The following is a 12368-nucleotide window of genomic DNA, read 5'->3' on the forward strand; positions in this document are numbered from 1 at the left end:
TGCTTTATCCATCCCAGTCAAGGTGGCCGTCATGCCCCGTCGACCCGCCGGCCTCCTTCTGGCCGCGACGCTCCTGTTCGCCGCAGTTCCGCTGTCCGGTGCGCTGGCCCAGGCCGACGCCGGTGCCGCCCGGCTCACAGTGCGCGCCCTTATGGTGGAGGATCTGAAGGCCGTCTTCGCCACCGTGGAAAGCGTCCACGAGACGCTGGCGCGCACCCGCATCGGCGGCACCATCGCCGATCTGACGGCGAAGGAAGGGGACAAGGTCAGCATGGGTCAGGTCGTTGCCACCGTGCATGACCCGAAGCTGCCGCTGCAACTGGCGGCGCTGGACGCGCGCATCCAGGCGCTCCAGGCGCAGCAGCATCAGGCCGGCCTGGAGCTGGACCGCGCCCGGCAGCTGCGGGCGAGCGGAACGGGGACGCAGCAGCGGCTCGACGACGCGCAGTCCGCCGTGGACGTGGCCCGCGCCCAGATCGCCGCCATGACGGCGGAGCGGGCGGTGGTGGTGGAGCAGATGCGCGAGGGCGCGGTGTCCGCCCCCGCCAACGGCCGCATCCTCCAGGTCAAGGCAATCGACGGCGCCGTGGTGATGCCCGGCGAGACGGTCGCCAGCATCGCGACGGAAACCTACGTGCTGCGCCTGCGCCTGCCCGAACGCCATGCCCGCTTCATGCACGAGGGCGACCCGGTGCTGGTCGGCGACCGCGGCCTCGCCCCGGTGATGCCGCCCGGCGGCGAGGCCGCGCCGGACGCGAAGCCGCTCGACCTGAAGCGCGGCACCGTCCGTCAGGTCTATCCCGAGATGTCCGGCGGTCAGGTGGTGGCCGACGCCACGGTGAGCGGGCTCGGCGACTTCTTTGTCGGCGAGCGTGTGCGCGTCTACGTCGCCACCGGCACGCGGCAGGCATTCGTCATTCCGCCCGGCTATCTCCTGCGCCGCTTCGGCACTGACTTCGTAAGGCTGGCCGACGGGACGGAGGTGCCGGTGCAGGTCGGCGGTGCGATCCCCGGGGTCGGCAACCAGCTCGGCGGGATCGAGGTGCTGTCCGGCCTGAGGCCCGGCGACGTGATCGTCCGCCCGGACGGTGCATGATGACGCTCGGACTTTCCGGGGTGCTGACGCGGACCTTCATCCGCTCGCCCCTCACCCCGCTTCTGCTGCTGGCCTCGCTGGTGGTCGGCACGGTCGCCCTGCTCTCGCTGCCGCGGGAGGAGGAGCCGCAGATCAGCGTGCCGATGGTGGACATCCTGGTTCGCGCCGACGGGCTGAAGGCGGACGACGCGGTCGAGCTGGTGACCAAGCCGCTGGAGGAGATCGTCAAGGGCATCGACGGGGTCGAGCACACCTACAGCCAGACCCTGGACGACCGCGTCGTCGTCACCGCCCGGTTTCTCGTCGGCACCTCGGCGGACGACGCGATCCTGCGCGTGCACGAGAAGGTGCGGGCCAACCTGAACCGCATCCCGCTCGGCATTCCGGAGCCGCTGATCGTCGGGCGCGGCATCGACGACGTGGCGATCCTGACCCTGACGCTGGCCCCCCGGCCGGACACGGCGTCGCGCTGGACCGACACCGCGCTGTATGGCGTGGCGGACGAGCTGCTGGCGCAGCTGGTGCAGGTGGAGGATGTCGGCCGCAGCGTCATCGCCGGCGGCCATCCCGACCAGATCCGGGTGGAACCGGATCCGGAGCGGCTGGCTCTGTTCGGCGTCACGCTCAACCAGCTGGTCGACAAGGTGAGGAGCGCCAACCGCGCCTTCATGGTCGGCTCGGTGCGCGCCCAGGGCGGCAGCCTGCCGGCGCTGGCCGGACAGACGCTTCAGGGAACCGCCGACATCGGCCTGCTGCTGGTGACCGCCCGCGACGGGCGCCCGGTCTATGTCAAGGATGTGGCCGACATCGTTATGGGCTCGCGGCCGGACGAAAGCACGGCCTGGAACCTGCTGCCCGACGGCAAGGGCGGGCTCGTCCAAACGCCGGCGGTCACCATCGCCATCGCCAAGCGCGCCGGGGCCAATGCGGTGACCATCGCCGGGCGCGTCCTCGACCGCGTGCAGGCCATCCAGGCCGGGCCGCTGCCCAGGGACTTGACGCTGACCGTCACCCGCAACTACGGCGAGACGGCGGACGAGAAGGTCAACGAACTGCTGTTCCACCTGGCGCTCGCCACCGTGACCATCGTCGGGCTGATCGTGCTGGCGATCGGCTGGCGCGAGGGCATGGTGACGCTGATCGTCATCCCGACCACCATCCTGCTGACCATGTTCGCGTCCTGGCTGATGGGCTACACCATCAACCGCGTCAGCCTGTTCGCGCTGATATTCTCCATCGGCATCCTGGTGGACGACGCCATCGTCGTGGTGGAGAACATCGACCGGCACTGGTCGATGCGCGACGGCCGCAGCAAGGTCCAGGCCGCCATCGAGGCGGTTGCGGAGGTCGGCAACCCGACCATCGTCGCCACCCTGACGGTGATCGCCGCACTGCTGCCGATGATGTTCGTGTCCGGCCTGATGGGCCCCTACATGAGCCCGATCCCGGCGAATGCGTCGGCCGCCATGGTTTTCAGCTTCTTCGTCGCCATGGTGCTGACGCCCTGGCTGATGGTGAAGCTGCGGCCGGGCGAAGCCCCGGCTGGGCACGGCGATGAACAGGGCGGCGGGCATGGCGATAAGCAGGGCGGCCTGCTGGGCCGCTTATACCTCACAGTCGCGCGCCCGGTCATCCGCAGCAGGCGCCGGGCCTGGGCATTCCTGCTCGTGGTCGGCGTGGCGACGCTGGCCTCGACGGCGCTTTTCTACACCAAGGACGTGGCAGTCAAGCTGCTGCCCTTCGACAACAAGTCCGAACTCCAGGTCGTCGTGGATTTGCCGCGCGGGGCGGCGCAGGAGGATACCGGGCGCGTGCTGCTGGCCGCCGCCCGGAAGATCGCCGACCTGCCGGAACTGGCGAGCGTCCAGGCTTATGGCGGCACCGCCTCGCCCTTCAACTTCAACGGTCTGGTGCGCCATTACTATCTGCGCGACCAGCCGGAGCAGGGCGACCTGCAAGTCAACCTCGCCCCCAAGGGCGAGCGCCACCGCAGCAGCCACGACATAGCGCTCGACATCCGGGCGCGGCTGAGGAATCTGGCCGTTCCCGACGGCACCTCGCTCAAGGCCGTCGAGGTGCCGCCCGGCCCGCCGGTGCTCTCCACCCTGCTGGTCGAGGTCTACGGTCCCGATGCGGAGACGCGGCGCAAGACGACGGGCATCGTCCGGGACGCCTTCCGCAGCGTGGACTTCATCGTCGATGTGGACGACACCGTGCGTGCGCCCGGCGAGCGGCTGCGCTTCGCGCTGGACCGCGAGAGCCTGGAGTTCCACGGCGTCGAGGAGCAGGCGGTCTATGACACGTTGCAGGCGCTGGTCGGCGGCGTGCCGGTCGGCTACTCGCATCGCGGGGCCGGACGCACCCCCATCGAGATATCGGTGCGGCTGCCGAAGTCGGGCCTGTTCCTGTCGGAGCGCATCCTGGCGACGCCGGTGCCCGGCGCCCGCGGCACGGTCGAGCTGGGCGACCTCGTCACCATGGCGCGGGAACCGGCGTCATATCCGCTGTTCCGCCGCAACGGCCGCTTTGCCGAGATGGTGATGGCAGATCTCGCCGGACGCTACGAGGCGCCGGTCTACGGCATGCTGGCGGTGCAGGAGCGGCTGAACCGGATCGACTGGAAAGCTGCCGGGCTCACAGCAGCGCCGGACATCCTGCTGCATGGACAACCCGACGACCAGAGCCGGCCTGCGCTGCTGTGGGAGGGCGAGTGGGAGATCACCTACGTCACCTTCCGCGACATGGGTGCCGCCTTCGCGGTGGCGATCCTCGGCATCTACCTGCTGGTGGTCGCGCAGTTCGGCAGCTTCAGGCTGCCGCTGGTGATTTTGGTGCCGGTGCCGCTGACCCTGATCGGCATCGTGGCAGGACACTGGCTGTTCGGGGCCGCCTTCACCGCGACCTCGATGATCGGCTTCATCGCCCTGGCGGGCATCATCGTGCGCAACTCCATCCTGCTGGTGGACTTCATCCGCCATCTTCGGGACCGCGGGCTGCCGGTGCGGGAGGCCGTCCTCGAGGCCGGGGCGATCCGCTTCAAGCCGATCCTGCTGACCGCCGTGGCGGCGATGATCGGCGCCGCCTTCATCCTGACCGACCCCATCTTCCAGGGGCTGGCGATCTCGCTGCTGTTCGGCCTGCTGAGTTCGACGCTGCTGACCGTGCTGGTCATCCCGGCGATCTACGTCGTGCTGCGCGACGATGCCCCTGCCCTGCCGGCCCGGAGCGGCCGATTGGCCGAAACTTCAGGCCGGAGGGAATAGCCAGCCGGCTCAGGGCATGTACTGGCCGCCGTTGACGTCGAGGATCTGCCCGGTGATGTAGCCGCTGCAGGCATGCGAGGCGAAGAACAGAAAGGTCGGCGCGCATTCCTCCGGCTTGCCGAAGCGGCCCATCGGGAAGCCGGCGCCGATCCGGGCCTTGGTGTCCGTGTCCTTGTCGGCGTGGAAGGCGGTGTCGAAGGTGCCGGGCGACACCGTGTTGAAGCGGATGCCGTCCTTCGTGTGGAAATTCACCCAGTTCTTCTGGATGTTGTGCAGCCACGCCTTCGCCGCACCGTACAGCCCGGCGCCGGGGCCGCCGCCGGTGTAGCCGGCGACCGAGCCGACCAGGATCACCGACGCGGTGGTGCCGCTCTGCGTGGCGGACGCCTTCAGGTGCGGCAGCGCGTATTTGGTGACCATCAGGGCGGAGCGCGCGTTCAGGTCGGTCACCGCGTCGAAGAATTCGTCGTCGATCTCCTCCAGCGGCTTGCGCGCGACCAGACCGCCCGCGTTGTTGATCAGTACGTCGATGCCACCGAAGCGGGCGACGAAATCCTCGACCAGACGCTTTGCACCCTCGCTGGACGACACGTCGCCGGGCAGGAAGGCGACCTCGCCGTCCAGCGCGTTCAGCCGGGCCAGCGTGGAGTCGAGGTCGGCCGGCGCCTTGCGGCCGTTCATGCCGACCAGCGCGCCGTGGCGGGCGAACGCCTCGACCGCCGCCAGACCGATTCCCTGGGACGACCCCGTCACCAGAACGCGCCGGCCTTTCAGATCATCGAACATGCGTGAGCCCTTCCTTCACTCGTGTTGAAAACCGCGAAGCGCGGTGCGGCCCGCGCTCGACGCAAACAATGTCTCAAATATTGAGATATAACTCTCAATATCATCAGGATGTTAGGAGCTGACCATGGCTGGGTCAAGATTGGCCGTATCAGCGCGTCATATTGCCTTCTTTATAAATGTCTCACTATATGGCATCATTGCTGTTAGATTTGACAACATACAACGTGGCCACTAAGGTCCCGTCACCGAGGCGACACGAATGCCCACCAGAATCGATCCCATGACCCAGCCCGTTGACGCGATCGACCCGGCCACACCCGAAAGGCGGCAGGCCGCCGGAACGCAGACCCTGCTCCGCGGGCTGGCGGCCATCGAGTGCGTGGCGACCGGCACGACCGAGGTGAAGGGCATCGCGGCCCGGCTGAACACGCCGCGCAGCACCGTTCACCGCATGCTGAACAGCCTGGTGGCGGAGGGGTACCTGCACCATGTCCCCTACAAGGGCTATCTGCTGGGACCGAAGCTGATCGAACTCGGCATGAGGGCGCTGGAGCAGCGGCCCTTGGTGGCGCTCGCCCGGCCCCACATCGAGGCGCTGGCCCAGCGCACCGGCGACACCGTCCATCTCGGCGTGGTCGACGGCGACGAGGTCTTCTATCTCGACAAGATTCCGAGCACGCGCGGGCTGGAGATGCGCTCGCGCGTCGGCCTGCGCATGCCGCTGGCCTCGACCGGCATCGGCAAGGCGCTGATGCTGGGGATGCCGCCGTCGCGCTGGCGTGCGCTGCACGACGCGGTGGCGACGGCGCCGGACACGGTGGGCGGACGGCCCGGGCCGCTGCCCTGGCCGAAATACGAAAAGCTGATGGCAGGCTTCCTGCGGCGGGACTGGGTGCTCGACCTCGAAGAGAACGAGATCGGCGTCCGCTGCGTCGGCGCGCCGGTGCGCGACATCAGCAACCAGGTGGTCGCCGCCATCAGCGTGGCGAGCGCGGTGCCCTACATGCCGGACGAACGGATGGCTGAACTCGGACCGGTGGTCCGCGCGGCCGCCGATGCGATATCGAAGGAATTGGGATGGAAACAGGACGGAAGCGCGACGGGGCGGCCCTGATCGCGCTGGACTGGGGCACCTCCAGTCTGCGCGGATTCCTCATGGACGGCGCCGGCATGGTGCTGGAGCAGCGCGCCAACGCGCACGGCATCCAGAATCTGCCGCAGCCCGGCCTGCCCGGCTTCGAGCAGGCCTTCGCCGAGCTGTGCGGCGACTGGCTGGCCGGCACTCCGGGCGTCCCGGTGGTGGCCGGCGGCATGGTCGGCAGCGCCCAGGGCTGGGCCGAGGCGCCCTATGTCGCCTGCCCGGCCGACACCGGCACGCTGGCCGGCCACGCCATCGCGGTGGACAGTGCCGCCGGCGTCCGCATCCTCATCGCCCCCGGCGTCACCTACGCCCCGCCCGACGCACCGCCCGACATCCTGCGCGGCGAGGAAATCCAGATCGCCGGCGTGCTGGCCGACCGTCCGGACTGGGCGCGCGAGGCCTGCATGGTGCTGCCCGGCACCCATTCCAAATGGGTGCAGATCGAGGACGGGCGGATGACCCGTTTCGCCACCTACATGACCGGCGAGCTGTTCGCCGTGCTGACCAAGCACTCGATCCTCGGCCGCCTGATGCCGGCGGATGTGGAGGCCGATGCTGACGCCCGCGACGCGGCCTTCGCCGACGGCGTGCGGGCGGCGCAGGCCAGCGGCCCAGGCGACCTGTCGCACCAGATCTTCGCCGCCCGCACGCTCGGCATCACCCGCCGCATGGCGCCGGAACTGCTGAAGGATTTCCTGTCCGGCCTGCTGATCGGGCACGAGATGGTCTCCGGCCTCGCCCGGATGGGGGCGGCGCTGGGCAGTGGCCGGCCGCTTCTGCTGATCGGTGACGGCTCGCTGTGCCGCCGCTACGTCCAGGGGCTGGCCCTGCTGGGCATCGAGCCCACCGCCCGGCTCGAAAACACCGCGCCCAAGGGGCTGTTCCAGTTCGCCATCGCCGCCGGCCTGATCGCGCCGCCGGCCGGAAAGGACACACATGTCTGAAGACACATTGAAGGCTAGGCTCGACGCCGCCTTCGCCGCCCTGCCGCTGGTCGCCATCCTGCGCGGCCTGAAGCCCGCCGAATGCGAGGACGCCGCCCGCGCCCTCTACGAGCGCGGCTTCCGCCTGATCGAGGTGCCGCTCAACTCGCCGGATCCGTTCGACAGCATCGCCGCCATCCGCCGCATCCTGCCGCAGGACGCGCTGGTCGGCGCCGGCACCGTGCTGGAGGTGGCGCAGGTCGCCCGCCTCAAGGAGATCGGCGCCGATCTGGTGGTGATGCCGCATGCCGACACCGCGGTGATCCGCGCCGCCAAGGCGGCCGGACTGGCCTGCGTCCCCGGCGTCGCCACGGCGACCGAGGCCTTCGCGGCTCTGGCGGCCGGCGCCGACGCGCTGAAGCTGTTTCCGGCCGAGCAGATCAACCCGACCATCGTCAAGGCGATCCGCACCGTGCTGCCGGCCGGCACCCGGCTGCTGCCGGTGGGCGGTATCGCCCCCGACACCATGGCCCCCTTCCTGGAGGTCGGCGTCGCCGGCTTCGGGCTGGGATCGGCGCTCTACAAGCCGGGCATGACCGCAGCTGAGATCGCCGAGCGGGCCGACGCCTTCGTCGCGTCCTGGACCGCGCTCAACCCGCGCTGACTTCACGCGGGCGGCGAAGCCGTCCGCTTTTCCTTATCCGCACCCCATCAAGCAAAATTCGAGGGAGAACGTTTATGAAGGGTTATCGCCTCCTGACCGGCGCCGTCGTCGGCGTCCTGGCCACGGCCAGCCTGATTGCCGGCGCGCAGGCCGCCGACTACCCGACCAAGCCGATCGAGCTGATCGTTCCCTATGCCGCAGGCGGCGGCACCGATCTGGTCGCCCGCGCCTATGCCGACGCCACCAAGAAGCACCTGCCGCAGGCGATGGGCGTCGTCAACAAGACCGGCGGCGGCGGCGCCGTCGGCCTGACCGAGATCATGGCCGCCCGCGCCGACGGCTACAAGGTCGGCATGGGCACGGTGGAGATCACCCTGCTGCCGCACATGGGCGTGGCCCGCTTCTCGGTCGACGACTTCACCCCGATCGCCCGCCTGAACGCCGAGCCGAGCGCCATCACCGTCAAGGCCGATGCGCCCTGGAAGACCATCGAGGAGTTCCTGGCCGACGCCAAGGCCAACCCCGGCAAGGTCCGCATCGGCAACTCCGGCACCGGCGCCATCTGGCACCTCGCCGCCGAGGCGCTGCAGAACAAGACCGGCCTGACCTTCAACCACATCCCGTTCGACGGCGCCAACCCGGCCGTGACCTCCCTGCTGGGCGGCCACATCGAGGCGGTGTCGGTCAGCCCGGCCGAGGTGTCGAGCCAGGTTGCCGGCGGCCAGCTCCGCATGCTGGCGGTGATGGCCGACGAGCGCTCCAAGGCGTTCCCCGACGTGCCCACGCTGAAGGAGAAGGGCATCGACCTGTCGGTCGCCACATGGCGCGGCATCGTCGTTCCGAAGAAGACCCCGGCGCCGGTCGTCGAGACCCTGCGCAAGGCCAGCAAGGCGGCGGCCGAGGAGCCGGCCTTCCGTGAGCAGCTCGCCAAGATGAACCTGACCTGGGCCTATGCCGACGGTCCGGAGTTCGGCGCCGCCATGCAGAAGGACAACGCCTTCTTCAAGGATCTGATGACCAAGCTCGGCATGGCCAAGTAACACGGAAACGCGCCGGTCCGGCAGCCGCCGGGCCGGCGTTCCGTTTCCGAGGAGTCCGACTGATGAGCAACGCACCTGTCCAGGGCGGCGGGGCCGGCGCGCCCCTCTCCACCAAGATCGCCAATCTCGTCATCGCGGTCGTGCTGATCGCGGTGGCCGCCGCCGCCATCGCATCGACCGGCGATTTCCCCAAGACCATGCTGGCCGCCGACGTCGGCCCGGCCCGCTTCCCGATCATCCACGCCTCCGTGCTGATCGTGCTGTGCCTGATCCTGATCGCCAACACGCTGCGCATGCCGACCATCGCCGACGATACCCCGCCGGTCGGTGTCGCCGGCTATGCCGGGGTGGCGCTGGGCATCCTCGCCACCGCCGCCTGCCTCTACGCCATGGAGTATGTCGGCTACGCCGTCGCCACGGTGGTCTACATGGCAGCCCTGATGTGGCTGATGGGGCAGCGCAGCCCGCTGTGGAATCCGGTGATCGCCGTTGTCGTGACCGCCGTCATCTATTTCACCTTCCAGAGCGCCCTCCAGGTGCCGCTGCCGGTCGGGAGCCTGTTCGAATGACCCCGTCGTCCCGCCTCACTCCCGCCAAGGAGCGCCGCCATGCATGAACTCGGCATGCTGATGAACGGCGTCGCGACGCTGGCCGCCAACCCGATGGCGCTGCTGCTGTCCCTGGTGGGCGTGGCGCTCGGCATCGTCATCGGCGCCCTTCCCGGCCTGACCGCGACGATGGGCGTCGCCATCCTGCTGCCCTTCACCTTCGGCATGGACCCGGTGTCCGGCCTGCTGATGATCTCCGGCGTCTTCTTCGGCGGCGTCTATGGCGGCTCGGTGACCGCCATCCTGCTGAAGATCCCCGGCACGCCTGCCGCCGCCGCAACCGCGATGGACGGCTTCGAGCTGACCAAGAAGGGCATGGCCGGCGTGGCGCTCGGCACCGCCACCCTGTCGTCCTTCCTCGGCGGCATGGCCAGCATCCTCGTGCTGATCTTCCTGGCGCCGGTGCTCGCCGGCTTCGCCCTGGAGTTCAGCGCATCCGAAAGCTTCGCGCTCGCCGTCTTCGGGCTGAGCATCATCGCCAGCATCTCCGGCAAGTCGGTGGTGAAGGGGCTGATCGCCGGCTTCCTCGGCCTGCTGATCGCCACCGTCGGGATGGACCCGATGGGCGGCTTCCCGCGCTTCACCGGCGGCTACACCGAGCTGTTCAACGTCCCCTTCATCCCGGTGATGATCGGGCTGTTCGCCGCCGCCGAAGCCTTCAAGTCGATGGAGGACCCGAAGGTACGCCTCGGCATGGCGGCAGCACTTGGCCGCATCATCCCACCCTGGGCGACCTACAAGTCGCTGCTCGGCGTCGTGTCGCGCTCCTCGATCCTCGGCATCGTCATCGGCATCATTCCCGGCGCCGGCTCCGACATCGCCGCCTACGTCGCCTACAACGAGGCGCGGCGCTTCAGCAAGACGCCGGAGAATTACGGCAAGGGCGAGCTGGGCGGCGTGGCCGCCTGCGAGGCCGGCGCCAACGGCTGCACCGGCGGCGCGCTGCTGACCATGCTGACGCTGGGCATCCCCGGCGACGCGGTGACCGCCGTGATGCTGGGCGCCCTGACGCTCCAGGGCCTGCAACCGGGTCCGCTGCTGTTCAAGGAACACGGCGATCTGGTCTTCACCCTCTTCGCCGGCATGATCTTCTGCTATGTCGGCATGCTGGTGCTGGGGCTTGGTTCGCTGCGCTTCATGGGCCGCATCCTGCAAATGCCGAAGTCGGTGCTGACGCCGGTCATCCTGGCGCTCTGTGTCGTCGGCACCTATGCCATCAACAACAGCCTGTTCGACATCGGCATCATGCTGGCCGCCGGCGTCGCCGGCTACTTCATGCAGAAGTGGGACTTCCCGGCCTCGCCGGTGGTGCTGGCGCTGATCATGGGACCGATGGCCGAGGCCAACTTCCGCCGCGCGCTGTCGCTCTCGGGCGGCAGCTACGACTTCCTCTACAGCCGGCCGATCACCGCGGTGCTGCTGACCGTCGCCATCCTGACGATGCTGCTGCCGCTGGTGAAGCGCTGGCGGGCCGAGCGGGCGGGCGTATCGGGCGGACCGGTGGAAGCAACCAAATGACCGCCGTCACCACCATCGGCCTCGACGCCGTCATCGAACCGGACCTGCGCAACGGCACCGGCGAGAATCCCGTCTGGGACGCCGACCGCCGCAGCTGGACCTGGATCGACATCCCGGGCCGCCGCATCCACCGGCTGGACCAGTCCAGCGGCGTGCGGCAGGACTGGACGCTGCCGGAGCCGGTCGGCAGCCTCGCGCTGCGGCCGGACGGCGGTGCGGTCGTCGCCTGCCAGACCGGTCTCTTCGATGCCGACCTGCCCGAGGCGGGGAGTGAAGCAGTGCTCAGCCGCCTCGCCGATAGCCCCTTCCCGACGGAGGGCATGCGCTTCAACGATGGGCGCTGCGACCGGCAGGGGCGGCTGTGGGTGTCCGCCATGGTGATGGACATCGCCAAGGGCGACCCGTCCGGCGCGTGGTACCGCTTCACCCGCGCCGAGGGGCTGGTGGAGACCGGGCTGACCGGCTTCGTCATCCCCAACGGCTCCGCCTTCAGCCCGGACGGCCGGACGCTCTACGCGTCGGACAGCCACCGCGACGTGCGGATGGTGTGGGCCTGGGACTACGATCCGGAGACCGGCACCGCCGGCAACCGGCGTCCCTTCATCGACATGCGGGCGATGGTCGGGCGGCCGGACGGTGCGGCGGTCGACGCCGACGGCTGCTATTGGATCTGCTGCCTGGACGAGGGCTGCATCAAGCGCTTCACCCCGCGCGGCGATCTCGACCGCCGCATCGAGGTGCCGATGCGCAAGCCGACCATGTGCGCCTTCGGCGGGGAGGGCTTGCGCACGATGCTGGTCACCTCGCTCAGCCGCGGCCCGGCCGATCTGGCCGAGGACCCCCATGGCGGCCGGGTCCTGATGTTCGACGCCGGCGTCCAGGGCCTGCCGGAGCCGCGCCTGACCCGCTGAGGGCGGGGCTTCTGCCTCCCTGCTACACGACAAAGCCGGCTGGTCTCACAGCCGGCTTTGTCCGTTTTCGACGACGGAGGCGAAGACGATGCCGGGCGGCCTCAGCGCGCCGCCTGACGGTCCCAGCTGTCATTCACTGCGGGCGACAGGCGGTGCTTCATGATGCGCTGGCTGGGCGTGCGCTCGAACCCCTCCACCAGGGCGATGTAGCGCGGGTTCTGGTAGGGCGCCAGCTGACGGCCGAGCCAGTCGGACAGCGCCGGGATGTCCACGGTGGCGCCCAGCCTGGGCTTCACGAACAGCTTGATGTCCTGCTCGCCGACGTCCGCCTGCACGCTGCGGCGGCCGGATCGGTCTCGCAGCGCTGACCGGCCTCCCAAAAACAAAGCCGGCCCCGGAGTGAACCGGAGCCGGCTTG

At 69.4% G+C, this 12368-nt stretch carries 11 protein-coding genes; 9 read left to right on the top strand and 2 right to left on the bottom strand.

Features of this window, described 5'->3' with window-relative positions:
• The first annotated feature begins 31 nt into the window (after positions 1 to 31).
• Both ACWPN3_RS04205 and ACWPN3_RS04210 read left to right on the top strand, forming a co-directional pair.
• Positions 32 to 1096: an efflux RND transporter periplasmic adaptor subunit gene (locus ACWPN3_RS04205; RefSeq protein WP_109447503.1), complete on the top strand. Its 1065-nt coding sequence runs from the start codon at positions 32 to 34 to the stop codon at positions 1094 to 1096.
• Entirely contained in the window at positions 1093 to 4359 is a 3267-nt protein-coding gene (locus ACWPN3_RS04210) for an efflux RND transporter permease subunit (protein WP_492261116.1), read from the top strand. The genes ACWPN3_RS04205 and ACWPN3_RS04210 overlap by 4 nt, the downstream gene beginning before the upstream one ends.
• A gap of 9 nt (positions 4360 to 4368) precedes the next feature.
• Here the strand turns inward: ACWPN3_RS04210 and ACWPN3_RS04215 are convergent, their stop codons facing one another.
• A complete protein-coding gene (locus tag ACWPN3_RS04215) occupies positions 4369 to 5145 on the bottom strand; it encodes an SDR family NAD(P)-dependent oxidoreductase (protein ID WP_492242446.1) in 777 nt (258 codons plus the stop codon).
• Between the two features lie 280 nt (positions 5146 to 5425).
• Here ACWPN3_RS04215 and ACWPN3_RS04220 point away from each other — a divergent pair, with 280 nt between their 5' ends.
• The 7 genes from ACWPN3_RS04220 to ACWPN3_RS04250 all read left to right on the top strand — a co-directional run bounded on the left by ACWPN3_RS04220 (position 5426) and on the right by ACWPN3_RS04250 (position 11950).
• Positions 5426 to 6259 (top strand): IclR family transcriptional regulator, encoded by an 834-nt coding sequence (locus ACWPN3_RS04220; protein WP_109447497.1) that lies wholly within the window; start codon positions 5426 to 5428, stop codon positions 6257 to 6259.
• Positions 6223 to 7230 carry a 2-dehydro-3-deoxygalactonokinase gene (locus tag ACWPN3_RS04225; RefSeq protein WP_109447494.1) on the top strand — a complete coding sequence of 336 codons (1008 nt, stop codon included), beginning with the start codon at positions 6223 to 6225 and terminating at the stop codon, positions 7228 to 7230. Before ACWPN3_RS04220 ends, ACWPN3_RS04225 begins: the two co-directional genes overlap by 37 nt.
• A complete protein-coding gene (locus ACWPN3_RS04230) occupies positions 7223 to 7873 on the top strand; it encodes a 2-dehydro-3-deoxy-6-phosphogalactonate aldolase (RefSeq protein ID WP_109447492.1) in 651 nt (216 codons plus the stop codon). Before ACWPN3_RS04225 ends, ACWPN3_RS04230 begins: the two co-directional genes overlap by 8 nt.
• A gap of 74 nt (positions 7874 to 7947) precedes the next feature.
• On the top strand, positions 7948 to 8913 hold the full coding sequence (locus ACWPN3_RS04235; RefSeq protein WP_109447490.1) for a Bug family tripartite tricarboxylate transporter substrate binding protein: 966 nt from the start codon (positions 7948 to 7950) through the stop codon (positions 8911 to 8913).
• 62 nt (positions 8914 to 8975) lie between these two features.
• A complete protein-coding gene (locus ACWPN3_RS04240; protein ID WP_109447488.1) occupies positions 8976 to 9482 on the top strand; it encodes a tripartite tricarboxylate transporter TctB family protein in 507 nt (168 codons plus the stop codon).
• Between the two features lie 39 nt (positions 9483 to 9521).
• A complete protein-coding gene (locus tag ACWPN3_RS04245) occupies positions 9522 to 11039 on the top strand; it encodes a tripartite tricarboxylate transporter permease (RefSeq protein ID WP_492242445.1) in 1518 nt (505 codons plus the stop codon).
• A complete protein-coding gene (locus ACWPN3_RS04250; RefSeq protein ID WP_492242444.1) occupies positions 11036 to 11950 on the top strand; it encodes an SMP-30/gluconolactonase/LRE family protein in 915 nt (304 codons plus the stop codon). The genes ACWPN3_RS04245 and ACWPN3_RS04250 overlap by 4 nt, the downstream gene beginning before the upstream one ends.
• Before the next feature lie 101 nt (positions 11951 to 12051).
• Here the strand turns inward: ACWPN3_RS04250 and ACWPN3_RS04255 are convergent, their stop codons facing one another.
• The gene (locus ACWPN3_RS04255) at positions 12052 to 12285 is read right to left on the bottom strand and encodes a hypothetical protein (RefSeq protein WP_199237608.1); all 234 of its coding nucleotides are present in this window, start codon (positions 12283 to 12285) and stop codon (positions 12052 to 12054) included.
• Positions 12286 to 12368 lie beyond the last annotated feature (83 nt).

The organism is Azospirillum sp. UENF 111221 (genome assembly GCF_058780625.1).